Source organism: Allobosea sp. UC22_33 (assembly GCF_042700715.1).
GTDB lineage: Bacteria > Pseudomonadota > Alphaproteobacteria > Rhizobiales > Beijerinckiaceae > Allobosea.
The window spans coordinates 1231148-1256427 of record NZ_CP170556.1; the positions used below are offsets into that span (position 1 = coordinate 1231148).

27 protein-coding genes and 3 pseudogenes are annotated in these 25280 nt (G+C 64.5%); 19 read left to right on the top strand and 11 right to left on the bottom strand.

What is annotated here, in order from left to right; translation table 11 throughout:
- Positions 1-117 precede the first annotated feature (117 nt).
- Positions 118-1719, top strand: a complete 1602-nt coding sequence (locus tag ACFJGT_RS05785) for a DNA methyltransferase (RefSeq protein WP_377846780.1) — start codon at positions 118-120, stop codon at positions 1717-1719.
- Here the strand turns inward: ACFJGT_RS05785 and ACFJGT_RS05790 are convergent.
- Together ACFJGT_RS05790 and ACFJGT_RS05795 are read right to left on the bottom strand one after the other, a co-directional pair.
- Complete coding sequence (locus tag ACFJGT_RS05790) at positions 1670-2035, bottom strand: hypothetical protein (RefSeq protein ID WP_377846782.1); 366 nt, start codon at positions 2033-2035, stop codon at positions 1670-1672. The genes ACFJGT_RS05785 and ACFJGT_RS05790 overlap by 50 nt on opposite strands.
- Complete coding sequence (locus ACFJGT_RS05795; RefSeq protein ID WP_377846784.1) at positions 2013-2468, bottom strand: hypothetical protein; 456 nt, start codon at positions 2466-2468, stop codon at positions 2013-2015. The genes ACFJGT_RS05790 and ACFJGT_RS05795 overlap by 23 nt, the downstream gene beginning before the upstream one ends.
- 247 nt (positions 2469-2715) lie before the next feature.
- Here ACFJGT_RS05795 and ACFJGT_RS05800 point away from each other — a divergent pair, with 247 nt between their 5' ends.
- Positions 2716-3129, top strand: coding sequence for a hypothetical protein (locus ACFJGT_RS05800; protein ID WP_377846786.1), 414 nt, complete (start codon positions 2716-2718; stop codon positions 3127-3129).
- A 70-nt stretch (positions 3130-3199) separates the two neighbouring features.
- On the opposite strand, the gene ACFJGT_RS05805 is transcribed toward ACFJGT_RS05800, so the two are convergent.
- Positions 3200-4141 carry a DUF3800 domain-containing protein gene (locus tag ACFJGT_RS05805; protein WP_377846788.1) on the bottom strand — a complete coding sequence of 314 codons (942 nt, stop codon included), beginning with the start codon at positions 4139-4141 and terminating at the stop codon, positions 3200-3202.
- Positions 4142-4429: 288 nt separating this feature from the next.
- On the opposite strand from ACFJGT_RS05805, the gene ACFJGT_RS05810 reads away from it, so the two are divergent.
- The gene (locus ACFJGT_RS05810) at positions 4430-5131 is read left to right on the top strand and encodes a recombinase family protein (RefSeq protein ID WP_377846790.1); all 702 of its coding nucleotides are present in this window, start codon (positions 4430-4432) and stop codon (positions 5129-5131) included.
- Between the two features lie 15 nt (positions 5132-5146).
- Here ACFJGT_RS05810 and ACFJGT_RS05815 read toward each other — a convergent pair whose 3' ends face one another.
- The 3 genes from ACFJGT_RS05815 to ACFJGT_RS05825 form a co-directional block, all read right to left on the bottom strand.
- The gene (locus tag ACFJGT_RS05815; protein ID WP_377846792.1) at positions 5147-5557 is read right to left on the bottom strand and encodes a hypothetical protein; all 411 of its coding nucleotides are present in this window, start codon (positions 5555-5557) and stop codon (positions 5147-5149) included.
- A 375-nt stretch (positions 5558-5932) separates the two neighbouring features.
- Positions 5933-6229, bottom strand: coding sequence for a hypothetical protein (locus ACFJGT_RS05820; protein WP_377846793.1), 297 nt, complete (start codon positions 6227-6229; stop codon positions 5933-5935).
- Positions 6226-6900 (bottom strand): hypothetical protein, encoded by a 675-nt coding sequence (locus ACFJGT_RS05825; RefSeq protein WP_377846794.1) that lies wholly within the window; start codon positions 6898-6900, stop codon positions 6226-6228. The genes ACFJGT_RS05820 and ACFJGT_RS05825 overlap by 4 nt, the downstream gene beginning before the upstream one ends.
- A 296-nt stretch (positions 6901-7196) precedes the next feature.
- On the opposite strand from ACFJGT_RS05825, the gene ACFJGT_RS05830 reads away from it, so the two are divergent.
- Positions 7197-7946, top strand: coding sequence for a hypothetical protein (locus tag ACFJGT_RS05830; protein ID WP_377846795.1), 750 nt, complete (start codon positions 7197-7199; stop codon positions 7944-7946).
- Positions 7947-8601: 655 nt separating this feature from the next.
- On the opposite strand, the gene ACFJGT_RS05835 is transcribed toward ACFJGT_RS05830, so the two are convergent.
- Both ACFJGT_RS05835 and ACFJGT_RS05840 read right to left on the bottom strand, forming a co-directional pair.
- Entirely contained in the window at positions 8602-9342 is a 741-nt protein-coding gene (locus ACFJGT_RS05835) for a hypothetical protein (RefSeq protein ID WP_377846797.1), read from the bottom strand.
- A gap of 4 nt (positions 9343-9346) precedes the next feature.
- A complete protein-coding gene (locus ACFJGT_RS05840) occupies positions 9347-9835 on the bottom strand; it encodes a hypothetical protein (RefSeq protein WP_377846799.1) in 489 nt (162 codons plus the stop codon).
- Positions 9836-10062: 227 nt separating this feature from the next.
- On the opposite strand from ACFJGT_RS05840, the gene ACFJGT_RS05845 reads away from it, so the two are divergent.
- Entirely contained in the window at positions 10063-11268 is a 1206-nt protein-coding gene (locus ACFJGT_RS05845) for an RES family NAD+ phosphorylase (protein WP_377846801.1), read from the top strand.
- A 213-nt stretch (positions 11269-11481) separates the two neighbouring features.
- Here the strand turns inward: ACFJGT_RS05845 and ACFJGT_RS05850 are convergent, their stop codons facing one another.
- The gene (locus tag ACFJGT_RS05850) at positions 11482-13215 is read right to left on the bottom strand and encodes a recombinase family protein (RefSeq protein WP_377846803.1); all 1734 of its coding nucleotides are present in this window, start codon (positions 13213-13215) and stop codon (positions 11482-11484) included.
- 52 nt (positions 13216-13267) lie between these two features.
- Here ACFJGT_RS05850 and ACFJGT_RS05855 point away from each other — a divergent pair.
- Positions 13268-13549 (top strand): annotated as a pseudogene (locus ACFJGT_RS05855) (phage major capsid protein); the annotation flags it as partial.
- Positions 13550-13555: 6 nt separating this feature from the next.
- Here the strand turns inward: ACFJGT_RS05855 and ACFJGT_RS05860 are convergent.
- Positions 13556-14398, bottom strand: a complete 843-nt coding sequence (locus ACFJGT_RS05860) for a S1 family peptidase (RefSeq protein WP_377846805.1) — start codon at positions 14396-14398, stop codon at positions 13556-13558.
- 63 nt (positions 14399-14461) lie between these two features.
- Positions 14462-15241 (bottom strand): S1 family peptidase, encoded by a 780-nt coding sequence (locus ACFJGT_RS05865; RefSeq protein WP_377846807.1) that lies wholly within the window; start codon positions 15239-15241, stop codon positions 14462-14464.
- A gap of 114 nt (positions 15242-15355) precedes the next feature.
- On the opposite strand from ACFJGT_RS05865, the gene ACFJGT_RS05870 reads away from it, so the two are divergent.
- From ACFJGT_RS05870 to ACFJGT_RS05930, 13 genes and pseudogenes are all read left to right on the top strand, one after another.
- A complete protein-coding gene (locus ACFJGT_RS05870; RefSeq protein WP_377846809.1) occupies positions 15356-15925 on the top strand; it encodes a head-tail connector protein in 570 nt (189 codons plus the stop codon).
- Complete coding sequence (locus ACFJGT_RS05875; RefSeq protein ID WP_377846811.1) at positions 15926-16261, top strand: phage head closure protein; 336 nt, start codon at positions 15926-15928, stop codon at positions 16259-16261. It begins immediately after the preceding gene.
- A complete protein-coding gene (locus ACFJGT_RS05880) occupies positions 16258-16668 on the top strand; it encodes a DUF3168 domain-containing protein (protein WP_377846813.1) in 411 nt (136 codons plus the stop codon). The genes ACFJGT_RS05875 and ACFJGT_RS05880 overlap by 4 nt, the downstream gene beginning before the upstream one ends.
- A gap of 19 nt (positions 16669-16687) precedes the next feature.
- Positions 16688-17098 (top strand): phage major tail protein, TP901-1 family, encoded by a 411-nt coding sequence (locus tag ACFJGT_RS05885; RefSeq protein ID WP_377846815.1) that lies wholly within the window; start codon positions 16688-16690, stop codon positions 17096-17098.
- Between the two features lie 10 nt (positions 17099-17108).
- Positions 17109-17453, top strand: coding sequence for a gene transfer agent family protein (locus tag ACFJGT_RS05890; protein ID WP_377846818.1), 345 nt, complete (start codon positions 17109-17111; stop codon positions 17451-17453).
- 26 nt (positions 17454-17479) lie between these two features.
- Positions 17480-17650 (top strand): annotated as a pseudogene (locus tag ACFJGT_RS05895) (phage tail assembly chaperone); the annotation flags it as partial.
- Between the two features lie 91 nt (positions 17651-17741).
- Positions 17742-18287, top strand: a complete 546-nt coding sequence (locus ACFJGT_RS05900; RefSeq protein ID WP_377846820.1) for a phage tail tape measure protein — start codon at positions 17742-17744, stop codon at positions 18285-18287.
- 13 nt (positions 18288-18300) lie between these two features.
- Positions 18301-18940: pseudogene (locus ACFJGT_RS05905) on the top strand (TIGR02217 family protein).
- A 9-nt stretch (positions 18941-18949) separates the two neighbouring features.
- On the top strand, positions 18950-19831 hold the full coding sequence (locus ACFJGT_RS05910) for a DUF2163 domain-containing protein (protein WP_377846822.1): 882 nt from the start codon (positions 18950-18952) through the stop codon (positions 19829-19831).
- Positions 19828-20259 carry an NlpC/P60 family protein gene (locus ACFJGT_RS05915; RefSeq protein WP_377846824.1) on the top strand — a complete coding sequence of 144 codons (432 nt, stop codon included), beginning with the start codon at positions 19828-19830 and terminating at the stop codon, positions 20257-20259. Before ACFJGT_RS05910 ends, ACFJGT_RS05915 begins: the two co-directional genes overlap by 4 nt.
- Positions 20259-24182, top strand: coding sequence for a glycoside hydrolase TIM-barrel-like domain-containing protein (locus tag ACFJGT_RS05920; protein WP_377846826.1), 3924 nt, complete (start codon positions 20259-20261; stop codon positions 24180-24182). The genes ACFJGT_RS05915 and ACFJGT_RS05920 overlap by 1 nt, the downstream gene beginning before the upstream one ends.
- Positions 24183-24244: 62 nt before the next feature.
- Positions 24245-24568, top strand: coding sequence for a PepSY domain-containing protein (locus ACFJGT_RS05925; protein WP_377846828.1), 324 nt, complete (start codon positions 24245-24247; stop codon positions 24566-24568).
- Between the two features lie 38 nt (positions 24569-24606).
- Positions 24607-25275: a response regulator transcription factor gene (locus ACFJGT_RS05930; RefSeq protein ID WP_377846830.1), complete on the top strand. Its 669-nt coding sequence runs from the start codon at positions 24607-24609 to the stop codon at positions 25273-25275.
- Positions 25276-25280 lie beyond the last annotated feature (5 nt).

Genomic DNA, 25280 nt, shown 5'->3' on the forward strand with positions numbered 1-25280 from the left:
GGCAACATCAAAACGGCCTTCAACGACAGGACCGACGAAGTGACCGTTAGGCTGCCAGTCACGATTCCCTGCCAGAATCGTGGTCTGTTCCCCTCCTAGAATCACGCCTTCCAGTTCATGAACCTGTACAATTTCGAAGCCGCTGCCGCCATGCTCGGCAAGGAGCTTGTCCGCGTGCGACAGCATCGCCGCGTGACCCGAAGCGCGCTCGCGATGGGGGCGGGAATCAGCCGTGTCACCCTCGCGAACTTGGAAGCCGGACGTGGCTCGATCGCCTCATTGATCGCCGTCCTCGCGGTCCTGGCCCACTGCTTCGCCGATCAGCCTCCCGAGGTCGAACTTGGCCGATGGATCGCTCGATTGCGGAAGCGCGCAGGGCTGTCACAGGAGGGGCTCTGCGCCCTGGCCCGAGTTTCGAAGCCTGCGCTGGTGCGCGTTGAGCGGGGAGAGGGCAACATTTCGACGTTGATCGCGGCCATCGATGCGCTCGGCTTGTCGATGTCCTTGGTCGATGCCGCGATCGAGACCACGCCGCCGCCATCTCCTGCGCCCACCGCCCAGGTTCTCCTGGGCGACTGTCGCGAGCATATGAGGGATTTCGCCCAGCAAGGGTTGCTGTTCGACGCCGTGATCTGCGATCCACCATATCACCTGTCGATCGCGCGCCGCTTTGGTGGAAAGCGAGCAGCGGCATTGAAGGGCGGCGAGCCGGGCAGTGCCAACCCCTATAGGACTATGGCCACCGGTTTCCTCGGGCAGGTATGGGACGGTGGCGACATCGCGTTCGATGTCGAGACATGGCGTGCGGCATATACCGTGCTGAATCCGGGCGGTCACCTCGTCGCGTTTGGTGGACCCAGAACCTTCCATCGCCTCGCCGTTGCGATCGAGGATGCGGGCTTCGAGATACGAGACCAGATCATGTGGCTGTTCGGGTCCGGTTTTCCGAAATCTCTCAATCTTCGAGGCAAGCACGCAGGTCGCGGGACAGCCCTCAAACCCGGCTATGAGCCGATCATCATCGCGCGCAAGCCACTCGCGGAAACAAGCGTAGCTTCCAACGTCGTGAGGTTCGGCACCGGGGCGATGAACATCGATGCTTGCCGAATCCCCACGAGCGAATGGATCGAGCAAGGTCGGGCGGGCAAGAAACTCGGCACCTCCGTCGCACTGACTGGCCGTGGCCTATCTCCAACCGGCTGCCCCGTGGGCATCGGGCACAAGGACCGGCCGACATCCGGCCCCGGTAGCAAGGGTGTTGCGAGCTATACTGAGGCCAACGTGGCGGCGGGAATTCGGCCAACGACGAGCCTGAAGCAGTGCGTCGAGGCCCCAAGGACTGAGAACGGAAGATGGCCAGCCAATGTGATCCTCACTGACATCGATGAGACTTGGGGGCGATACTTCTACGCGGCCAAGGCATCGAAGGCCGACAGAGGTGCCGGAAACGACCATCCCACCGTCAAGCCCAACGATTTGATGCGGTACCTCGTCCGGCTCGTAACTCCGCCCAGCGGAAGGGTCTTAGACCCTTTCATGGGCTCCGGCTCGACCGGCGTCGCGGCGCTTCAGCAAGGCTTCAGCTTCGTCGGCTGCGAGCAGCAGGCAGACTATATCGAGATCGCGCGAGGCCGGATCGCGAAGGTCATGCCGAAGGACGGCTTGTTTCTCAGCGATCCCCAACCGGGCGGTCAACCCGCCCTCCAAACCGCATCTTGAAGTGGAAAGCGTCATCCTGGTCTGCAAAGAAATACACTCGCCCCCCGCCATCCGGCAGAGTGTCGAAGGCAAATGATGCCGAGCGATGTTGCTCGATCCAGCGCCGCCGTTCGTCAAGCTCGGCGCGGAAGCGATCGTCGCCGAGAGCGTGCCACATGAGGCCGTGCTGTTCCACTTGGTGGGGATGCTTGGCAAGCCGTTCTGCGCGGACGCGTTCCGCAATGCCGCTCGTTTCGATTATTCTCATCTCGTATTTATAGAAGTGGCGCGCCTGCGCGCGCCACTGAGACTGTTCAGATGGCCAGCCGAACCGCAAAGGCGTCGTTGTCCGGCTTCACGTAAATGTACTGATGGGTCTTGTGGCGACCTGAAGGCTTGAACATCACCTGAACACCTTCCTTCATGCCGAGATGATCGATCATCTCGCGCGCATCATTCAAGTCGCCTTCGACCCGAAACTGATGCCAGCGCTCGATCTGTGTGATGACGATCGCATCGCCCTGAATGGTGAAGCCAGGATGTTTGATCAGGTCGGTGGCGACCCGATTGAACGGCGTCTTCCGGCTACGCCAACTCCAGAAATGAAGATTGGCGGGCCAGCCCTCCCAGGTCACGGGAACAGGAAGGTAAGAGTTGGTCAAATCGGACTGATGAAAAATATCTGTCTTCAACATGCCGCTCGTGCTGATGCGGGTGCCAATATAAATCTTTGCTTTGGTCTCAATGCGACCTGTCTTGATACGTGACATTCGGAATATCCATTGGTGTTGCAATGGAACTTGAATACCGAATGACCTGCTCAGGAGTCGAAATTAAAATCGCTCGTTGAAAACGCATCGGCGAGCGAGAGCCGGGCCGATCCATAAATAGCCTATGACCCGTATGTGCCACTCGTCTTCGCGGTGCACCTCGATCCTCTGCGACGCGTGCTGCTGGCGATACTCTCTCAGGCTTGCCCGCCGCATCCAGGCGCACGATCCTCGCCAACTTCACTCTGTGCAGATCGTCTCCTCGCTTCCTGCCCCCTCCGCATTTGAGCAACGGCGGAAGAGCATCCACAATTCCGTCGGCTACCGCCGACGCCAATCGCGCTGGTGGAGCAGCGTCGGCCTTTGGGCGTGGTGGAACGGCATCGATCTGCACGGCCTCCTCGAACTCGGTTCGATCACTACGACCGAGTTTGTTTCCGCGCTGCGGCAGCACGGAGATGTTCGTCTGCGGCCAATTGCGATCGAGACTGTCCGCATCGAGGTCTACCGGGCGGCACAATCGGTCTCTCCGTCCCAGCGCAGCGATGCTGCGGGACGATACCAGCCGGTGAAGATTTCGATCGAGCCGATGATCGCGGCGGTGTCTGCCGTGCCGATCGTAGACATCAGGATGATCGAGCCCATGCCGGTAATTGTGTGAGTGTGTCGCGCTGGAACTTTGCTGGTCGAAATGTCTAAGTCGAAGCGGTCTCTGGAATGGCAACGAGCGATCACCAGCTATTTCCAGGAGGCCGACCCATGTTCCTCGGAAACCGCCCAGGGCTCGACATGGCAGGATTGAACCCGATCGCGCTCAGCGCCTCAATCTGGCGCACGGATAGCGGGCCAGTGTAACCATCAGGCAGCAGCTTGAAGCCGTACCCGAGCGGCTCCGTCCTGCCGGGCGCTCTCACGAAGCGCGGCGCAAGTTCGGAAATGAACTCGGGCACGATGGAGCCGAAGCGGTCTTCGTCAACGGCTTTAAAGATTGAGCTTGCGATGCAGTCGGCAAACTGGAGTCCGGGCTCGCTCTTCGACCGCGCGCTGTCAATCAGGGAGGGGTTAACGACAGACCAATCGATTTGATGCTTGTTGTTGAAGTAAGAGGCGTCGCGCGTTGCGATACTGAGCTTGTGAAGGTACGCCTTCGTCTGTGAGTATCGGAAATGCTTGCGATGCGAGAATATTACCTGAATGGGGAGTTTCCGACCGAAAGCTGCAACAGAATACCTTGCGCACTCCGCACTCGCGGTTTCTAATAGGTAGCGGAAGAGATGGTTGTAGAACCAATTATAACGCTGCGGCTGTTCCTTGCCGTCTCTCACAATCTCCATATTCTTCGCTTCGACGCGCTTGTTCCGGTATTGGCGCATGTTTCGTTTGTTTGAAACGACGGCGATTAACCCGGCCTTGAACCGAGCCAATTCCCCGATGACTCTGACCTGAGCTTCAGCGGCTACGTCACGAAAGTGGAGTTCCTGGTCGGGCCGAAGTTGTGCCAAGTGTTTGGCTGTATTGATGCTGGCCAGCAACTCGTTCCGCCGATGTACGCGGATGAGGACGCCCGCGAGGATGAAGAACTCCGATGATCCATTTTCGTCGATCGGCCTGACCGTCTCGGTGCCGTCATCTCCGGCCTCATCGATGAACAATAAGAAACCGGGTTGCATCATCAGCCACTTCCGATCGAGCCAACTGCTGCTCGATCATATATGCTTGCGGTCACCAATAGGTTGCGATTGGCAAATTTCGGTCGCGATCCGCCCGCGTTGTTCGCACTCGCGAGCCCCTCGGTCGGTGGTGGATGGCTGGGATTTTCAAGCAGAGGCTTCCCGGATGGGGTGGCCGAATTTCCGCCTCGACCATCTTCCACGTCCCTCTCGCCCCCTGTCCCAAAAACCCTCCCAGATTCTCGCTCCCGACCGTCTTCGCAAACCCCTGTATTTCCTGGGCTGGCGACGATGCCGGAACGCGTCGGCGAGCGTGGCCGATACCATCTGTTTTCGATTGACCGGGAGACGATCCGTGAGACCGTCGAGGGCATGAAGCGCGTCGCCCTCTACGCCAGGGTCTCGGTCGCCCGGAGCAACCAGACCACCGAGAACCAACTGCGGCTGCTTCAGGACGCCGCCGCGCGCCTGGGCTGGACCATCGTCGCCGTCCATGTCGATGAAGGCATCTCGGGCGCGAAGGGCCGCGAGAAGCGACCGGGCTACGACGCATTGCTAAAGGGCGTCACCCGAGGCGAGTACAACCTCGTCGCGGCATGGTCAGTCTGCCGCCTGGGGCGATCGCTCCAGGACCTCGTCACCTTCCTCGCCGATCTCCAGAGCCGCGATGTGGGCCTCTACCTGCACGTCCAGGGGCTCGATACCTCGACGCCATCAGGCAGGATGTTGTTCGGCATGATCTCCGTCTTCGCCGAGTTCGAGAGGGCGATGATCCGCGATCGCATCCTGGCCGGGCTCGATCGGGTCCGGGAGACGAAGCGGCTTGGCCGCCCGCCCATGTCGGTCGAGAAGACCGAGACCATTCGCACGATGTTGGCCGAGGGGCTGGGCGTGCGCGAGACGGCCAGGAGGACCGGTGCAGGCACCGCCACGGTCCAGCGCCTAAAGCGCGCGATGACGGTCGAGGACGGTCAGGAGACCGTGGCCGCCTAGATGTGGCGATGATCGTCACACGTCTTCGTCGGGCGGGTGGGTCGAGGCAGACCATGCGTGGATGGCTGCCGTGCTGCGATAGGGCTCCGCGAAGGCGATGTGGATCGAGCGACAGGCGGGGGCCAGTTGCCAGAGCCGCTCGAACTGGAGCGGCGGCACGTTGATCACGAACTGCACGACTGGCTTGATGCCGATCAGGGCTCCCGCCCTCGTCTCGCTTTCCCATTCGGGATCGGAGCCAATCTGAAGCTGAGCATCGCTCACGCCTCGAAGTGGCTCATCAAGTTGGCCGTGGAAGTGCAGGTGGGCCGAGTGCGGCTCAAAGCCTATCGGTGCGCCGTAATGCGAACTCACGCTGGCACGCCATCGTTCGACGAGCAGGTAGCGGGCAATCGTGCTTGGACGGCCAGGGCGCTTGCGCGGCATGGGACCTCCATCATCAGGAGCACCTCTCAGCCACCCCCTATACGAGCAGGATGTGTCATGGCTTCGGCGTCATCATGCGGGCCATGGTGATCCGTCTCGCGCACAGGAGTCAGTCAAAAACGACCCCTCGACGAGTGACCAGGACAGGCCACTGATGCGGCTCTGCCCTGGCTCGTTCACCCGGTCGCGCGGCTCTCTCCATCCCGGAGGCAGGGCCGACGTAGCGCGGTTTAGTGTTCGTATCGAGCGAAGCGAGGACGAACCGCTTTATATCGAGCGCCCCATCCGGGAGGCTCTAGTGTTAGTATAATGCTATTGATACTGATTGTGTTGGTGCTTGTGTTTTTGCTCATGCGAGATGAGATCACACAGACATCAACCTAACCTCCGCTCATCCGCCTCGATGATCTTCATCAGAACATCCCGGCTGGGTGACCAGGACGTTCCCAGGCCACGGCGCTCAACGACCTGTTCGAGATCGTCCTGACGACGTTCGATCCCGTCGATGACCCCAGCGAGCTTCTCCATGAACTCGATGACCTCCTGGGGGGCTTCGAAGGCGTGGCGAATCTGCTCCTTGCCTTCGAGAGCGACAATCCGCTGCTCCAACGCCTCGGTGATCAGGCGCTGCTCGTTGAGCGCTGCGACCAGCACCTGCTCGACCTCCGTCATGACTTGGCCTTCCGGCCATTCCGGCTCAGCCAGAGCCGATGCGGATCGTAGCTCGCGCGCATGATCGGCTTGTTCGGGACCTTCACGCTCTCGACGAAGAAGTCCTGGAACGTGATGGTGCCGCTCGGCAGAAGCAGGTCGAGGAAGAACTCCCCCTGCGCCGAGACATGGGCGCAGGCGATCGAGCCGAACTCGTAGTAGGTGCCCGAACCGTCCATCTGCACCTGCCCCAGGCGGGGCCACTCGCCGACAACCGGCATGGAGGCGGTCTCGCGCAGGACCGGCATGTAGGCGGCGTCCCACAAGTCAGCGGGCAGCATCGTCGGGTTCTTGTAGGCGTAGTCCTCCATCACCGAGGAGAACACGTCGGGGTGCCGCAGGACGGCGTTGCCTTCCCAGGCTGCATTCTTGTGGCTGGGCGTGAACGGCGTGGTCTGGGTGAAGACCTGGAAGGTCGCCCGCCACTTCATCCACTCGAAGTTTTTGCCCTTGTCCGAGTTGTCGAAGATGTAGGCGTTGGCCAGCGTGATCTCGTTGAAGGCGGGCAGCCGGGACAGAGGCCGTCCGACCGGAGCAGCCGCAGGCGGCTGCGTCAGAGCCGAGATCGTCGCGGGAATGGCAGTGGTGTTGGCGAGCTTGTTGAGCGCGTCGAGCGCTGAGAATGGGGTCATGGCAATGGTCCGAATATCGATCTGAAATGAAGTCTATGCGCACCGCCTCGCTCTTCGAGCCAGCGCGACCGGCTAATGCTCCGGCCTCATCAGAAGGACACAGCCGCCCTCGGAATGTCGAAATTAAAATGCGGGGCACGACGCGCGTCGAGATTCCGCAGGCAATCGGCGCAGGCAGTCGCGCTTTTTACGCGTGGAGGATTGTGGCCGAGCCTCGTGCGTCCGAATAAGCCCCTTGAGGCTCTCCGGCAGCACGGCTAGACCGCGAGCCGCCGATCCTCGCACTGTGGCCGATCATGCGCTTCACCATTCTGCTCACGCTTCCGATCCTCGCCTTTATGACTGTTGCCGCCGCCGCTCAGGCGGATGAGCAGGAAGGGCGCATTCGAATTCTGGAAGACCGCCTGAAGACGCTGGAAGAGCGGTATTCAGTGACCGTTCAATCACTGCATGCGGCGCGGCTGGAAGCTGCGATCGAAAGCGAAGTCGTCCGAAAGCTGAAGGTCGAAGTCGAGCGACAGGCAGCGATACTGGCTCAGATTCAGAAGACGGCTCCCGGTAGCGTATCCGTACCTGTCGCTCCGGCCGGTGCAGCCGCTCCCGACAGCATCGACGCATTCGAAAGGTCCACTTTCGCTCGAAATGCAGCAGGCTCCGCATACCGTGGCCCGGTCCGTCTTCCTGATTTCGCAGGGCGGGACCGCGATTATGCGAACTACCGGACCAGACTGCGCACCGGAATGGGGCAAGGAGCGAACTTCGCTGGTAGCCTTGCTATGGTGGAAATCGGTTGCGGAACAAGCTGCCGCTTTGCCTTCGCGGGCGACGTTCGAACGGGGCAGGTCTACTCGTTCCCGATCGGGGGCGAGGAGTATTACAGCCTAGACCTGCGATACAATGTCGAAAGCCGTGCGGTCATTGCCTACTGGATTTCCAATCAACGGTGCACGCGTGCCGTATTCACCTGGACCGGCACTAACTTCGCTGCGTCAGGCCAATCTGATATCGGGGATACGGAAACCTGCTACCGGCTCCAGCAGCGGTAGCTTGAGCGCGCGGTCCTTTCCAGGCGCTGCCGGTGAGAACCTTTGCGGACCCGGTATTTATTCGGTGCAGTGGGTCGCGGGCTGCGCCAATTGGCCAAGATCACGGTGAACGCGGGCTTTCTGGGAAAGTTAGATAAAGCTCTCTCACTACGTCGATAAAGTTCGCGAGAGGGCGCTTATCGCAGAAGGATCGCAGCAACTGCTTTTTTGTCGGATTTGGGACGACTCGTAGGTCGCGGGTTGCTTCGCCGCGAGCCCGAACCGCCTCATTGACCGCGCTCCAATAGCCCTGCGCCCAAGCGAAAGATTGTAGTTCTGCCAGTGACGGGTTCTTGCGGTAATATTCGGCAAACTCGGCACACGGGATAACCCCTGGGCCTGCGGTCATTGGCACCTGAGCCTGGGCAGAACCGATCGTCATGACCAATGCCAAAAATGAGCGACGCATCTGAGTCCCTGCCAGCATAAGTTGCGGCAGATGCTATCCGGCTTCGATCTCGGCGTCTTCACCAGAGAGCCCGAGAGGCGCGCGAGTGTCTTTTCAGGCGCAGCAATTGGCGGGCCGGTGACGCCAACCTCGCCTCAATCCGATCTCGGCCGCTTTGCCGCCCACGTTCCCAAGCGCATGCAGCGGGGAACTGAAGGCGCGTGTCGATCACGATGGCAAGCCATAGTTGATCTCGTGGTTAGCCACTCGATCGCGGGCTACGATTTCATCCGACAGGACGCGGTTGAGCCATTCGTGCTGTTCGGGTCCAGGGGTGCTGATCTTCACTAAGGCCAGCCCGTCGTTCTTGAAAAAATCGGCGCGCATATCGCCGTCATCGACGAAGCGCTTGAGCACCTGGAGCATTTCGCGCGCTTGGTTTGCGATCGCCAGGGTCATATCGAGATTGTTTGGCTCTTCTCGAATGTCGCGGGCGATGGTGGCGAGGGCAAGATGCGAGGCGGTCTCAGCCGCGCTGTAGCCGCTTTGGCGGCTTAGCAGAGCGACTGCCGTGCCGTACTTCGACAAGATGAAGCCGAGTTCGAGCATCTTGTCGTCAACTTCGACGATCAGATCGTTGTCATCCGCATCGTCGGCGGGCTTCTGCTGGTCAGATATCGAGTTGAGCGTCGCTTCACCGTTCTTCGTGATCCAGAAGTAGGTGATCGGCTTCTTGCCTGCGAGCTTTCCGATCAGGGAAGGGTATTCGCGGCTCGAATCGATCAAGCCCTTGTTGATCAGGTGTGAGATCGGTTCGGCGATTTCGAGCATCGTCGCTTGAACGGCAACCTGGATTTCGTCCCAGGTCACGGCGGATAGCTCTTTGTCCCGACCATCGAGCCGGGCGGTGAAACGGCGGGTCGGATGACCTCGTCCGATCGCTCGCAGAATGTCCAGTTCGCCCGCCATCAGTTCACCCGTCGATCTCGATGCCCGCGAAGCCAGAGAACGACCACGAGTGGCCCTCTCGCTCTTCCTTGTTGAACTTCTCCGGCAGCGTGATCAGCGTCGTCACAGATGTTCCCGGCTCGACGAAGAGCGGGTTGGTGTTGCCGCCTGAGAGCGTCCGGCCGCTCTTCGCTTGCACGGTGACGTGGATGCCGGTGAGGATGGTGGTCTTGGTCGGGTTGACGAAGTTCAACTCGAAGGTGTCGCACTCGTCGGGGCAGTACGAGAAACCACCGCGCCCGAACTCGACGTTGACCGTCTTGCCCTTGTCCGTGCTGTATTTGATCGCGCACGCCTGCTTCGCGACGCCTTTGGTGATCAGCCCGTCGCGAGAGGCGTTTTCCGTGCATCGCTGAAACTTCTTGAAGTTGTTGGCGAACAGGTTCTCGATCTCGTCGCAGCCGCCCAACGAAAGGGCAGCGCAGGCGGCCAGCATCGGCAGTTTCACGGACATTGGGGGGATCGTCTCGGCGGGCTGATGCTCGACCGTAGCTTGCCGCCGAGGAGAACGGAACTCGCGAAACTTCACCCTCCATCTGTAAGATGCCTTCGGGATAGGGTTCGCGGGGGGCGATTCGATGCCAGACGATGTTAGGACGCTGGTTTGTCCCGAATGCTTCGGCAATCCGGGCTTGAAGCTTCGGATCGTGAAAATCCGCCCCAACTTCAAAGTCGGCAATTGTGACTTCCACCCGACCCGAAAGGGAGTTCCCGCTCGAAGCCGTCGCGTCGATCGTGGATGAGGTCGCAAGGGAGAATTACGGCGGAGGGGTCCCGGACTCGCGCGATGAATTTTCGGGCGGGCTCGAACTACATGAGTTGATCGACGATCTCACGTCGCCGACTGATGATGATATCGCGTCGGCCCTGAAAACCGAGCTTGAGAAGCAGGACAACTACTGGCCGCCCGATGGTGAGGAGGCGTTCTACAGCGAAGAGTATGTCTACAATCGTATCGAGGTCGGGACTGACAATTACGGCCGGTTTTGGGATGAATTTCAAAAGCTGCTCATGCACGAGCAGCGTTTTTTCAGCCGAAACGCCTTCGAACTGCTCGCGCTGATTTTCAAGGACGTTGAGCAACAAACCGACAAGAATCGCCGTTCACCCGTTTACATGATCGAGCCTGGAGGGGGGCAGCATGCCTTTTACCGCGCTCGAATAATCCGCGACCCTTCGGAGACGAAGAAATTCCGGGAGAATGTCGCCGACCAGCTTGGTCCGCCTCCCGATCGCATGCGCACACCCGGCCGGTTGAACCCGTCTGGTATCTCGGCGTTTTACGGCGCGTTCGACCTTGATACCAGCGTGGCCGAGCTACGACCCTCAGTCGGTACGCGGGTAGCTCTTGCTCAGTTTCAGATAAAAAAGCCGATCTGCGTGCTGGACACGACGCGGTTTTCCGGCAAGCCCAAGGCCAACAACATGTTCAAGCCGGGTGCTCTGCAAATTGCTGCGCAGTGGAACTTCATGCGGAGTTTCATGCGCCAGATTTCAAAGCCGGTGAAGCCGGGAGAAGAGCACCTCGATTATATCCCTACCCAAGCGGTCGCCGAGTACCTTGCCTATCACCACGAGATGAAGATTGACGGAAAAACCCGGAAGGTCGATGCGATCATTTACGCGTCGGCTCAGAACGACGGGGAGGGCAAGAACATAGCCATTCTCGGCCCTGCGAGCGTGACCGGTGAGCTAGACGAGAACGGCAAACGAAAAATCAAAAAGAGCGAAAACGAATTCTTCGATCTGTTCCCGTCGTTCTTGGTCCCATCGCCTGAAATTAGGATCACGCCGGTCGCAGATAGTTTTGTGGTTCACGAGGTTTCGGCCGTAAAATTTGCGACCAGTCAGCACTATTCAACTTACGAGTGGTTGGACGACGACTGACGGAAAAAATCGTTTATCAGGGGCGTTTTGCAGCACCGGGATAATACCCTTGGAACAACCAATCCAAGGACCCTATGACCACCACGAACACCGACCTTCGGGACCGCGCCCTCGCTGTCCTCATCGCTACCGCAGAAAGCCCCTACACCTCGTCTGACCCGCCCGTCTTTGTTTTTGTGATCGCGGTGCTGGAAGCTGAGCGCGACGTGGCGATCAGGCTGGTTCCCCTGCAAAGGTCGCTTCAACGGCTGGATCATGCGGTTGCGGAGCTTGAGCGCGAGAGACCCGCAACGAGCCGTTGACGTTGTCCTCCAGCACGTAGAACACGCTCTCATCGCGCATGAAGACCACGCTGGTCCCGACCTTGGTGAACTCGATCCGGTCGATCACGTCCTTGATCTTGAGATTGAGCTTCGCCCGCACCGCGTAGCGCTCCGAGGTTTTCCGGGCCGTCTCTGAGGCGTTGTCGCCCTCAACCGGCTCCAGTGCCAGCATGCGAGCCCGAAGCTCCCTGAGCGCCGTCTTGCGGTCATCTGGCGACTGGCTGACCGCGACGCTCGCCAGCTTCGAGCGTTTCGTGTCCAGATTCGAGGCCAGCCCCGCCTTCTCAGCTTCAAGCTCCGTGACCATCTGAACGGCCACGGACGACTTGGTTGAAAGGAAGCTGGTGATCACCGTCCTGATCTGTTCATCGAGAGCTTCGACCCGCAACGTCTCGGCCGCGATGTCGCGCTGGAGGGCTGCGGCTTCGTCTGAGCGACGATCGACCAACTGAACCTCGCTGACGAAGTCCAGGATGGCGTTCTCGATCGGCAAGTACCGGGGCGAGCGGCTGTTGTCGCAAACGCCCTCGCTCTTTCCCGCGCACCGGAGCCGGGTGTACCTCGCGAGCGTGCGATGCTCCCGCTGGACTTTGATGTGCATCGGGTTCCCGCAATGCGAGCAGATAGTCGTGTCCTTGAGGACGTTGGCGAAGTCCGCGCCCTTCCGACCTTGACCCATTGAGCCGCGACGTTTCCGGGACTGGATTGCGTCGTTCGCGGCCTGCCAAAGCTCCGGCTCGATGATCGGCTTGTAGTAGTTGGGGAGGACGCCTGCGGGCGTCATGATGCGCTTGTCGTTCTCGTCGTAGCTCGTGGTGGTCGGGCGGTACTCGCCGAGGACGGTCTTCCGGGTCAGGATGTTCAGGATCGACGTTGCGTTCCAGTGGTGGGCGGCGCGCGATTTCGAGCCGACCGGCTTCCGCTGCTCACCGAACGGCGCAATCCCCCGGCGTTTCAAGTCCTGAGCGATCTTGTACGAAGACAGGCCGTCGCGGGCCATTTCGAAGATGTCCACGACAATCGCTTTCACGTCTTCGTTGACCTTGAAGACCTTCCGGCCGTCCTCCTTCTCGATCCTCAGCCACGTCGGAATGCGCCCGGCCACGATCCGTCCGGTCTGGCGTCCTCTCTCATAGGCTTCGGCGACGCGCTCGCTCTTGATCCTGGATTCTTCGTGGCCGCGCATCATCGAGTTCAGCAACTGCTGAGCCCGCCACTGCTCCCGGTTCACGCTCTCCAGAGTGTAGGGGAGGCCGTCGAAGACCGAATGGATCGTGACGCCCGCGCTCAGGATTTCCTTCATGGTCGCGAGCGCGTCGAAGATCGGCTGACGGCTCAACCGGTCCAGTGATTCGATGATCAGATGTTCGCCCGGCTTGATCACGCCGCGCCGGATGTTCTCCAGGATCGTGGCCAACTGACCGGTCCGCCGATTGCGGCCACGAAACGCCGACACGCCGCGATCCTCGTACTCGCGGACGATCACCAAGCCTTCCCGTTCAATGTAGCGACGGGTGCCCTTGTCCTGCCGTTCGAGACCATCACCGGCAAGCTGGGCGGAACTCGAAACGCGCCGATAAAGGTGTCCGAGGTTCGAGAGGGGGGCGGGGACGTGGACGTTCATGGCGCGGCCCTATGACGAAGCGGATGGCAACTGTCAATTTGACTACTACAGGGGCAACTACCTCTGGCAGCCTCCGGCTTCAGCCGGCGCGCCGGCGACGCTGCTCGGCTTTCCGCTGGTCGAGGCGGAGGATATGCCGAACATCGCCAACAACGCGGTCTCGATCGCCTTCGGCGATTTCCGGCGCGGCTATCTCGTCGTCGATCGGGCCGGCGTGCGCATCCTGCGCGACCCCTATTCCGCCAAGCCCTATGTGCTGTTCTACACCACCAAGCGCGTCGGCGGCGGCGTGCAGGACTTCGCCGCGATCAAGGGGCTGAAATTCGCGGTGTAAATTCGGTCAGCGCGAAAACCACCAGCTGAAGGCGGCACGCGGCTCGGCCGCCTGCTCCGGCGGCGCCTCGCTGCCAAGCGAGCGCAGCCGCGTGCTGCCTTCGCTGATCCAGTTGCGATAGTCGCTGACCGGCGTGATCGCGGTGAAGCCGCCGCAGATTCGCTTCGCCTGCGTCTTCAGCGGGCCGCTCGACCAGCTGACGATGCCGACGAGGTCACGCGAGCGGGCGCCGCCCCGCAGCACCGGCCCGCCGGAGTCGCCGCGGCAGGCGCCGGCTCCCGGTGTTTCACCGCGATTCTCGGCATCGACGGCGACCTTCACCGTGTTCTGCGTGGTGTAGTTGCCGGCATTGACGAGCTGCGTCTCGCGCAGGCGCCGCGCTGTGCGCTTGTTGTTCTCCGCAGACAGCCCGTAGCCGGCCATGGTGATGGTCTCGCCCTGCCAGAGCCCGCTGCCGAGCGTCAAAGGCTCGATATCGCCGGGTAGCGGCTGAGCCAGGCGCAGCAAGGCGAGGTCCGTGCCGGGCTGGGTACGCGGCGTCGTTCCCGGCACGAAGCTTGGGTGCGGCAGCACGGCGACCACCATCTGCCGGCGCGCCCGGAAACGGGTGTCGAGGCTGACGACGCTGATCGAGCCGCCGCCCATCAGGCAATGTGCCGCGGTGAGAACGATCTCGGGCGCGATCACCGCGCCGGAGCAGAGTTCGCCGCGGCTCGTCTCGACGCGGACGGTCGAGGCGCGAGCGCCGAGCATATCGCGCGAATCGACGCCGCCAACCACGGCAAGCGCCGGGTGGGCGGCGCTGACGGCCAGAAAACACGAGAGGGCGATCGATGAGCGGAAGATCATGAACAGAACCAATGGATCGGCTGACCAATCTAGGGAGTGGCGCGCCACAGTCCAGCCTTTCCGTCAGCGGCTGCGAGTCCAGCGGGCGCTTTCGCCCCATTGGGACAGGGTGGAATCGATCCAGCCGCGCTGTGGCGCCACGAGCACGCCCTGGCTGAGCAGCCCGCATTGGCGCCCGGAGGGGCCGGTCGACCAGCTCGTGACCGCGACGATGCCGTCAGCCCCGAAGATCGGCCCGCCGGAATCGCCCTGGCAGGCGCCGGCGCCAGGGCGCTTGCCACCTCCGGTGCTGTCGGCCGCCCAGAGCAGGATGCGGCCGGGCCCATAGGGTTCGACGGTGGCCAGCACTGCAGAGCGATAGGTCCCTGTGCTGCGCGCCTCGCCCTCGCGGGAGACGCCGTAGCCGGCGAGCGTGACGCTGCTGCCGGCGCGCGGCAGCGAGCCGTCGACGAGGCTCGCGGCACTGAAGCGGCCGGGCAGGGGCGTGCTCAGGCGGATCAGCGCGAGGTCGATCGTACGGCGGCGGCTGCGGATCGCGCCGGCCTCGAATTCCGGATGCATCGCGACAGAGGCAGGCGCGATGAGGACAGGTTCTCCGCCCTCGCGCCAGTGAACGCGCAATTCCGCGCCACCCGCCGCGCAATGCGCGGCTGTCAGGATGGTGCGGGTCGACAGGACGATGCCGGTGCAGACTCCGCCGCGGGCATTGAGCACCATCAGCGTCGCATCGGCAGCCGGCCCGCCCTCTTGCCCGGCCACGACGGCCTGCGTCGGGCTGCTCCAGACGCTTCCGGCGAAGGCGCAGGCGAGGCCGATGGCGGCGATTCCGTTGGCGATGTGCATCGGGTGCTCCTCTCCGAGACAGCGCTGATAGCGCGCCCAGCGCCGCAGATGAACCCTCTCGGCCGCGGCTTCGCGGTCGAACCCCATGCAATCGAACGAATGAAGGGAGCGCTCATGACGCCGCTTGCCCTGGGTCCGCCGGCATTGGAACCGGTTACGCTCGCTGAAGCCCGCCAGTTCCTCCGCCTCGACCAGACCGATGAGGACGCCCTGCTCGCCACCCTGATCACGGCCGCCCGGCTGATGATCGAGGCGGCGTCGGGTCGCTGCCTGATCGAGCAGCCCTGGCGCATCGTGCTCGATCGCTGGCCGGCGGGCGGCGAGGTTCGCCTGCCGCTCTCGCCGCTGCTGCGGATCGAAGCCGCGCGCGCCTACGACGTGTTGGGCGCTGCCCAAGCCGTCGCGACAGCGTCCCTGACCCTGGACAGGGCTGCCGACCCGCCGGTCATCCGCCTGACGGGCGAGGTGCCCGAGATCGGCCGCGCCCATGGCGCGATCGAAATCGATATCGCGGCCGGATACGGGGCGACCGCTGCCGCCGTTCCGGCCCCGCTGCGGCAAGCCGTTCTGCGCCTCGCTGCCCGCTGGTTCGAGCAGCGCGGCGATGTCGCCGGGCGCGATGCGCAGGCATTGCCTGCCGCCATCGCGGCGCTGGTCGCGCCGTTTCGCCGCGGGAGGCTCTGAATGGCCGGGGAACCTTCCGCCATCGGCCGGATGCGGCGCCGGCTCGTGCTGGAGGCGCCGGTGGCATCGCCGGATGGTCTGGGCGGCACGACACAGGCCTTCGAGGCCGCGGCCGCATTCTGGGCACAGGTCGAATGGATCTCCGGCACCGAGGCCTGGCGGCAGGGTCGGCCGGAGCAGTCCCGCAACTATCGCATCACGATGCGCTGGCGCGGCGATCTCGATGCCGGCCGGCGCCTGCGTGACGGCGATCGCATCTTCGACATCCGTTCCGCCGCCGACCCGGATGGTGCGCGTCGGCGGCTGGTCTGCCTTGCCGAGGAGGTGACGCCATGAGCGACGCCATCCTGGCCCTTCGCGCCGCCGTTCAGGCGCACCTTGTCGCGGATACGGCGCTGACGGCGCTGATCGGCCCCGACCGCATCTTCGACGAGGCGCCGCGCGCGGCGCACGGGCTCTACGTCGTCCATGGCGAGGTCGAGGCGCGCGACTGGTCGACCGGCAGCGACAGGGGCTGCGAGCAGGAATTCGCGCTCGTCGTCTGGGCCGCGCAGAGCGGCTCGTCGCGCCAGGCGCTGGAGGCCGCCGGCCTGATCGTCGCGGCGCTCGACCAAGTCGATCTCGTCCCGGAGGGGCATGCGCTGATCAATCTGCGCTGGCTGTCGAGCCGTCTCGCCCGCGAGACGCGCAACGGATTGCCCCAGGTGACGATCCGCTTCCGCGCCGTCACCGAAACGCTCTAGCTCATAAAGGAGAAGCCGCATGGCGGCACAGAAGGGCAAGGACCTGCTGCTCAAGGCGGGGGATGGTGCCGGCGGTTTCGTCACGGTCGCCGGCCTGAGGGCGCGACAGATCGCCTTCAACGCCGAGACCGTCGATGTGACGCATTCGGAATCGGCCGGGCGCTGGCGTGAATTGCTGGCGGGAGCCGGTGTACGCCGCGCCAGCATCAGCGGTGCCGGGATCTTCAAGGACGAGGCCTCCGATGCGCTCGTCCGCCAGACGTTTTTCGACGGGATGATCCGGGACTGGCAGATCGTCGTGCCGGATTTCGGCTCGATCTCGGGGCCGTTCCAGCTCACGGGTCTGGAGTACCGCGGCGATCATGCCGGCGAGGTCACCTTTGATATGTCGCTGGAATCCGCCGGGCTTCTGGCCTTTGCGGCGCTCTGAGGAGACGGCCATGGTCAATCGTCATCGCGGCGAGACCGCGCTCATGGTCGCCGGCGAAACGCTGCCGATGCGGCTGACGCTCGGTGCGCTCGCCGAGCTCGAACACGCTTTCGCCGTCGACAGCCTCCCCGCGCTCGGCGAGCGCTTCGTCGAGGGCAGGCTTTCCGCCCGCGACATCATCCGCATCATCGCGGCGGGCTTGCGCGGAGCGGGCAGGGCGATCCGCGACGAGGATGTCGCGGAACTCTCCTTCGACGGCGGCCTGAGCGGCGCGATCAAGGCGGCGATCGCGCTGCTCGAGGCGACGTTTGGGGAGGGCGGTGACGCTGCCCGCCCTCCGCAGCCGCCGGCCTAGGCGCGCCGGCGGGTTTTCCCTGGGACGAGGTGATGGCCTTCGGGCTCGGCCGGCTGGCCTGGCCGCCCGAGCGCTTCTGGGCCGCGACGCCCCGCGAGATCGCAGCGGCGCTACGGGCTCATCAGGATGTGTCCCGTGGCACCGCCCCGGAGCGCCCGGCACTCGCGGCGCTGATGGATGCTTTTCCCGACGCCTGAGTCGGGCAATCCCAACCAATCTATCGAGGTGATGCCATGACGGACGATGACGGTATCGAGTTCGGGGGGGCGCCTCTCGGACCTGAGGGCGATGGATCGGCTGACCCAGTCGCTGAGCCGCTCCTCGGAGAGTTTCGGCAAGTCGATCGTCAGCGCCTTCTCGCGCGGCGTCGTCGAGGGCAAGCGTTTCGAGGATGTGCTGCGCAGCGTCGGCCGCTCGATGACCGACAGCCTGCTCAAGACCGCGTTGAAGCCGCTGCAGACCGGCCTGTCGAGCTTGCTGAGCACCGGCGTCAAGAGCCTGGGTGGCCTGTTCGGCGGCATCGGCTTGGGCGGCTCGGGAGGCGGGGGCATTCCGGTCGCTCCTTTCGCCGAGGGCGGTATCGTCGCCTCGCCCTCCTACTTTCCGACCGGGCGCGGGCTCGGCCTGATGGGCGAGCGTGGCGCCGAGGCGATCATGCCGCTCTCGCGCGGCCCGGACGGGCGTCTCGGCGTGCGCGCCGGCGGCGGACAGGGCCGGCCGCTCAATGTCGTCGTGCAGGTCTCGACACCCGATGCCGACAGCTTCCGCCGCTCGGAGGCGCAGGTCTCCGCCGCGATCGCCCGCGCTGTCGCGCGCGGGCGACGGGCTCTTTGAGGGAGGGGGACGCATGCCGGATTTCCACGAGGTCCGCTTCCCGCTCGATGTCCGCGCGCGGCGCGCGCGGCGGGCCGGAGCGCCAGACCCAGATCGTGACGCTCGCTTCCGGGCGAGAAGTTCGAAACAGCCGCTGGGCCCATTCGCGCCGCCGCTACGACGCCGGGCTCGGTATCCGCAATCTCGATGCGCTGGCGGCCGTGGTGAGCTTCTTCGAGGAGCGTCGCGGCCGGCTCCACGGTTTCCGCTGGCGCGACCAGCTCGATTGGAAGAGCTGCTCACCCTCGCAGCAGCCTGCGGCGACGGACCAGGTCATTGGGGTCGGTGACGGTGTCGCAGCCGCGTTCCAGCTCTGCAAGGCCTACGGGGCAGGCAGCTCCGCCTATAGCCGCGAGATCACCAAACCCTGCGCTGGCACGGTCCGGGTCGCCATGGATGGCGTCGAGCTCGCGGGCGCGGCTTTCTCCTGCAACCTGTCGACCGGGCAGGTTACCTTCGCAGCCGGCTCGATCCCGCCGCCGGCTGCCGTCCTGACCGCCGGCTTCGCCTTCGACGTGCCCGTCCGCTTCGACACCGACGCGATCGAGGTCGATCTCTCCGCCTTCGCAGCCGGCGAGATCCCGCGCGTTCCTGTGGTCGAGATCATCCCCTGAGGCTCGCTCATGCGTGACATTCCTTCCGCTCTCGCCGCCCATATCGAGGCGGCTGCGACCACGCTCTGCCATTGCTGGAGCCTGACGCGCCGTGACGGGCTCGTGCTCGGTTTCACCGATCACGATCGCAAGCTGTCCTTCGAAGGCGTCGATTTCGCCGCGACGGCTGGCCTCGAAGCTGCGGAAAGCGCAGCGGAACTGGGCTTCGCCATCGGTGGCGGCGAGGTTGCGGGCGCCTTCGCCGCCCTCGGGTTGAACGAGGCAGACCTGGCGCGCGGGCTCTACGATGATGCGCGCGTTCGCGTCTGGCTGGTCAATTGGGCCGATCCCGGTCAGCGCGTGCTGCTGGAAGAAGGCTTCGTCGGCGAGATCAAGCGCGGCGAAGCGAGCTTTACCGCCGAAATCCGCAGCTTCGCCAAGGCGTTCGACGAGGAGCGCGGCCGGCTTTACATGCGCTCCTGCTCCGCGGATCTCGGCGATGCGCGCTGTGGCTTCGCGCTCGTCGCGGCGGAAGCCGATGTCGTCGAAAGCGACGGCCGCCTGTCGCTCTCGGCCGAGGGCATGGGCTCCTATGCCGATGGTCATTTTACCGGCGGCCGGTTGGTCTTCACCAGCGGCGCCAATGCCGGCTTCGCCACCGAAGTAAAGCTACACGGCAACGAGGGCGCACAGGCACTGTTCCAGCTCTGGCAGGCACCCGCTGCACCGATCGTCCCAGGTGACGGCTTTCGGGTGACGCCGGGCTGCGACAAGAGCTTTGCGACCTGTCGCGCCAAATTCGCCAACGGCGTCAATTTCCGCGGCTTCCCGCATATGCCGACGAGCGATTTCATCATCGGCGGTGTTCGCCCCGGCGACGGGGCGCTCGACGGCGGGAGCCTGTTCCGATGAGGCGCGCAGAGATCGTCGAGGCGGCGCGGCTCTGGCTGGGCACGCCCTATCACCACCAGGCCTCGTTATGCGGTGTCGGCTGCGACTGCCTCGGACTGGTGCGCGGCGTCTGGCGCGACCTCTGCGGGGTCGAACCCGAACAGCCGCCGCCCTATTCGCCGAGCTGGGCCGAGAGCTTGCGGCAGGAAACGCTGGCCCTGGCAGCCTCGCGACATCTGCAGCCGCTTGCGGTGTCGGAGGCGCAAGCCGGCGACGTGCTGCTCTTTCGCTGGCGGGAGCATCTGCCGGCGAAGCATTGCGCGATCCTCGCAGGCCCGGATCGCATCATCCATGCCCATGACGGCGCCGCCGTCGCCGAGGTTGCCTTCACGTCCTGGTGGCGGCGCCATCTCAGCCATGCCTTTTCCTTTCCCGGAGTGACCGACTGATGGCGACGCTTCTTCTCCAGGTTGCCGGCGCTGCCCTCGGGTCGGCCCTGGGCGGGCCGGTCGGCGGCGTCATCGGCCAGGCTTTGGGCGGGCTCGCCGGCGCCAGCATCGACCAGGCCTGGCTCGGCGGTTCCGGCGGCGGGAACAAGATCGTCGACGGGCCACGCCTCAAGGAGGTCAACGGCCTCGCCGCGACCGAGGGCGCTGCGATCCCGCGTCTTTACGGCCGCGCGCGGCTTGGCGGCCAACTGATCTGGGCGACGCGCTTCGAGGAGGAGGTCACGGTCTCGATCACGCGCACCAAGAGCGGCGGCAAGGGCGGTGGCCGTTCCAAGAAGACCTTCGAGACGACCTATAGCTACCATGCCAATCTCGCGATCGGCCTGTGCGAGGGGCCGATCGCCTTCATCCGGCGCATCTGGGTCGATGGGCGCGAACTCGATGTCCAGACGGTCCAGATGCGCGTGCATCACGGCTACGAGACGCAGGAGCCCGATCCGCTGATCGCAGCGAAGGAGGCGGGCGAGGCCCCGGCCTATCGCGGCCTCGCCTATGTCGTGTTCGAACGCTTTCCGCTGGCCGACTACGGCAACCGTGTGCCGCAGTTCGATTTCGAGGTCGTGCGCGCCGTCGAGGGGCTGGGTGGCATGATCCGCGCGATGGCGTTGACGCCGGGTGCCGGCGAGTTCGTCTATGACCTGCGCCCGGTCAGTCACGAGCCTGAGCCAGGCGTGACCGAAAGCCTGACGCGCCATCAGCTCTATAGCGGCAGCGACGCCGAGACCGCGCTGCGCTATCTCACGGCGCTCTGCCCAAACCTGCGCCGGGTGTCGCTGGTCGTATCCTGGTTCGGCGACGATCTGCGTGCCGGCGCTTGCACGATCGCGCCACGGATCGAGATTCCGCATAAGCCGACGGTCGGGGCGGAGTGGTCGGTCGCCGGGCTTTCGCGCTCGTCGGCCCGTATCGTCAGCCTGGTCGACGGCCGGCCTGCTTTCGGCGGCACGCCCTCCGACGAGAGCGTCGTCGCGCTGATCCGGCGCCTGCGCTTCGATTACGGCCTGGAGGTCGTGCTCTATCCCTTCCTGATGATGGATATCCCGGCTGGGAACGCGCTGCCGGATCCCTATTCGAACGCGGCCAGCCAACCGCGTTATCCTTGGCGCGGGCGCATCACCTGCGATCCCGCACCCGGCGAGCCGGGCAGCCCGGAAGGTGGCGCGGCGCTTGCGGCACAGATCGCGGCCTTCGTGGGAACGGTCGGCCCGGCCGATATGGCCGTTGCCGGAGCGAGCGTCGCCTGCGCCAAGCCGGACGAATGGTCTTACCGCCGGCTCGTCATGCACTGCGCCGCGCTGGCTCAGGCAGCGGGCGGCGTCGAGGGCTTCGTCGTCGGCTCCGAGATGGTCGGCCTGACGCATCTGCGCGGTGCCGCGGGATACCCGATGGTCGATCGCCTCGCAGCCATCGCGCAGGACGTGAAGACGATGCTGCCGGGCGCGACGCTGACCTATGCCGCCGACTGGACCGAATATGGCGCGGATGTCCGCGACGGCGGCGACACCATCGATTTCCCGCTCGATCCGCTCTGGGCCTCGCCGGCCATTGGCGCGATCGGCATCGATTTCTATCCGCCGCTGTCGGACTGGCGCGATTCCGGCAGCCATGCCGATGCAGCAATCGCGCGCGGACCAGCCGATCTCGCCTATCTGCGCCAGCGTCTCACCGCCGGCGAAGCTTATGACTGGTACTATGCCGACGAGGCCGGTCGGGCTGCGCAGACACGCCTGCCGATCACGGACGGCGCTTATGGCAAACCCTGGATCTTCCGGCCCAAGGACCTGTGGGGCTGGTGGAGCCAGACCCATATCCGCCGCGCGGGCGGCATAGAGACCACGGCGACCCCGTTCGTGCCGGGCGGAAAGCCGGTCTGGCTGACCGAGATCGGCGTGCCGGCCGTCGACAAGGGGCCCAATGCGCCCAACATGTTCCCCGATCCCAAGTCGGACGAGGGCGGCTACCCGCCGTTTTCGAGCGGCGCGCGCGACGATCTCGTGCAGGCACGGGCGCTAGAGGCGATCATCTCGGGCTTCGACCCGGCCCGGGCGGGGTTCGATGCCGCGCGCAATCCGCTCCATCCGGTCAGCGGCATCCGCATGGTCGATCCCAACAGGATCTTCGTGTGGAACTGGGATGCGCGGCCTTTCCCGGCCTTCCCCGACCTATCCGGCATCTGGGCCGACGGGACGAATTTCGAGACCGGCCATTGGCTGAACGGGCGCCTGGAAGGCACGCCGGTCGACCGGCTCGTCGCGAAACTGTTGGCCGATTTCGGATTGCCCGCGGCCAACCGGATCGCCGTCGACGGCTTCGTCGACGGCTATGTGCTGGATCGCCCGCTATCGGCGCGGCAGGCACTGGAACCGCTCGCCCAGAGCTTCGGCTTCGACGCGATCATGAGTGCGGGCACCTTGCGCTTCGAGGGCAGGGGCGGCAAGGTTTCGCGCTTGCTTGGCCCCGACGATCTCGTTCCGGATCGCGATGGCGAACCTTTCACGCTGCGGCGCAGCCAGGAAACCGAATTGCCGCTCGAACTGCGCGTCGGCTTCAGCGACAGCGAGGCCGACTATCGCAGCGCGGCTGCGCGCTCGCGCCGGCTGGCCGGGGCGGCCCGCCGCGAAGTCGCGGTCGAGACCGCGATCGTGACCCGCTCCGCCGAGGGGCGCCGCCTCGCGGATCAGCGGCTGCAGGAAGCCTGGGCCGGGCGCGAAACCCTCGAATGCGAGCTCTCGCCGCGCTGCATCGCGATCGAGCCCGGCGATGTTCTCTCCGTTCCGACCGAGGCCGGCAACCGCCTGTTTCGCGTCACCCGCATCGCCGACGGCCCGATGCGACGGATCAGCGCTCGCGCCGTCGAGCCGGCGATCTACGTGACGACGGGAGCAAGCGGCGGCACGCGCCCGCCGCGAACGCCGCCAGCCTTGCCCGGGCGCCCACTGGCCGTGCCGCTGGCCCTGCCGGTCGTCACGGTCCAGCCGCCGCCCTTGCTGTCGCTTGCCGCCTTCGCCGCGCCTTGGCCGGGTGGCCTTGCGATCTGGCGCGCGGACGAGGCCGGGCTCTTCGCGCTGGACGGCTTCGTCGAGGCGCCTTCGATCGTCGGCGAGACCTTGACGGCGCTGCCGTCGGGGCCACTCTGGCGGACGGATCGACGCGCCGTCCTGGAGGTGAGGCTGCGCGGCGGCGTGCTGTCTTCCGTACCGCCGGAAGCGGCATTGGCTGGGGCGAATGCGCTGGCGCTGGTCGGAGCGGACGGCGCGGTCGAGATCGTCACGGTGCCTCAGGTCGAGCTCATTGGGCCGCAGCGCTTCCGCCTGTCCGGCCTGATTCGCGGGATCGGCGGCAGCGAGGCCCCTGCTGCGCGCCTTCTGCCGGCTGGCGCTCGGGTCGTGGTGCTGGATGGCGCGGCTGTCTCGCTGACGACCGATCTGGCCGATCTCGGGCGGACGCAGCTTTATCGCGTCGGCCCGGCCCGCGACGATGTGGGCGATGCGACGATGGTCGAGTTCGAAGCCACGATCGCCGGAGAGCCGCTCGTTCCGCTGTCTCCCGTCCGTCCGAAAGCGCGGCGAACCGGAGATGGTATTGCCCTGAGCTGGCTCAGGCGCACGCGGATAGACGGCGATTCCTGGGAACTGGCGGAAGTGCCGTTGGGAGAGGAGAACGAACGCTACGAAATCGGCATTCTCGACGGCGAGGATTTGCTCCATGCCGAAATCGTGAATGCCCCGGCCTGGCTCTATCCGACCGCGCAGGAGTTCGCCGATTTCGGTGCGCCCCAGCAGGACATCGCGCTCTCGCTCCGCCAGCTCAGCGCCACCGTCGGTCGCGGGCGCGAATGGCGTGGACGGGTTTCGGTGCGTTGATCTAGTGTGGGGTGTGAACGAGGCGATGCATTCATGGCGCATTCACGCGGATGGGATTAGCCATGTCGATGATGCTGGTCGAACCGATCCTTGCTTTTGCGCTTATCGCTTCTTCGCCGATGCCGGTCATCCGCGTCGATGACGCGACGCCGATTTCCTGCCTGTCCTCGGAAGAGACGCGCGACGCGGTTGCCGAAGGGCGCGTCATGCAGCCGGCGGAAGCCTCGCGCCATGCCCGCCATGCCGCGCCGGGCGAGGTCGTCCGCATAAGGCTCTGTCGCCAGGGCGAGGAATTCGTCTATGTGGTGACGACGCTGAAGCGTGACGGCCGCGTTGCGAGGGTGACGCTGGAAGGACAATCCGGCAAGATCGCCACCATCCGCTGACAACCGTCGCGGCGACCCCAAACTGGAGCGACCCTACCGTGAGATTGCTCGTCGTCGAGGACGACAAGGACCTCAACCGCCAGATCGTGACAGCGCTTGAGAATGCCGGCTATGCCGTCGACAAGGCTTTCGACGGTGAGGAAGGCCTCTATCTCGGCGAGTCCGAGCCTTATGATGCGGTGATTCTCGATCTCGGCCTGCCGAAGGTCGATGGCGTCGCCGTGCTTCAGGGCTGGCGCCGGGCAGGCAAGACCATGCCGGTCCTGATCCTGACCGCGCGCGACCGCTGGAGCGACAAGGTCTCGGGCTTCGATGCCGGCGCCGACGATTATGTCGTGAAGCCATTCCATATCGAGGAACTGCTGGCGCGTGTCAGGGCGCTGCTGCGCCGCGCGGCCGGCCATGCGACGTCGGAACTGATCTGCGGCCCCGTCCGGCTCGACACCCGCGCGAGTCGCGTCGTCGTCGACGGCAACCCGGTCAAGCTCACCTCGCACGAATACCGCCTGCTCTCCTACCTGATGCATCATCAGGGCCGGGTGGTGTCGCGCACCGAGCTGGTCGAGCATCTCTATGACCAGGATTTCGATCGCGATTCCAACACGATCGAGGTTTTCGTCGGCCGTCTGCGCAAGAAGCTCGGCGTCGACGTGATCGAGACCGTCCGGGGACTTGGCTATATCGCCGCTGCCCCGGAAAAGGTCTGATCGCG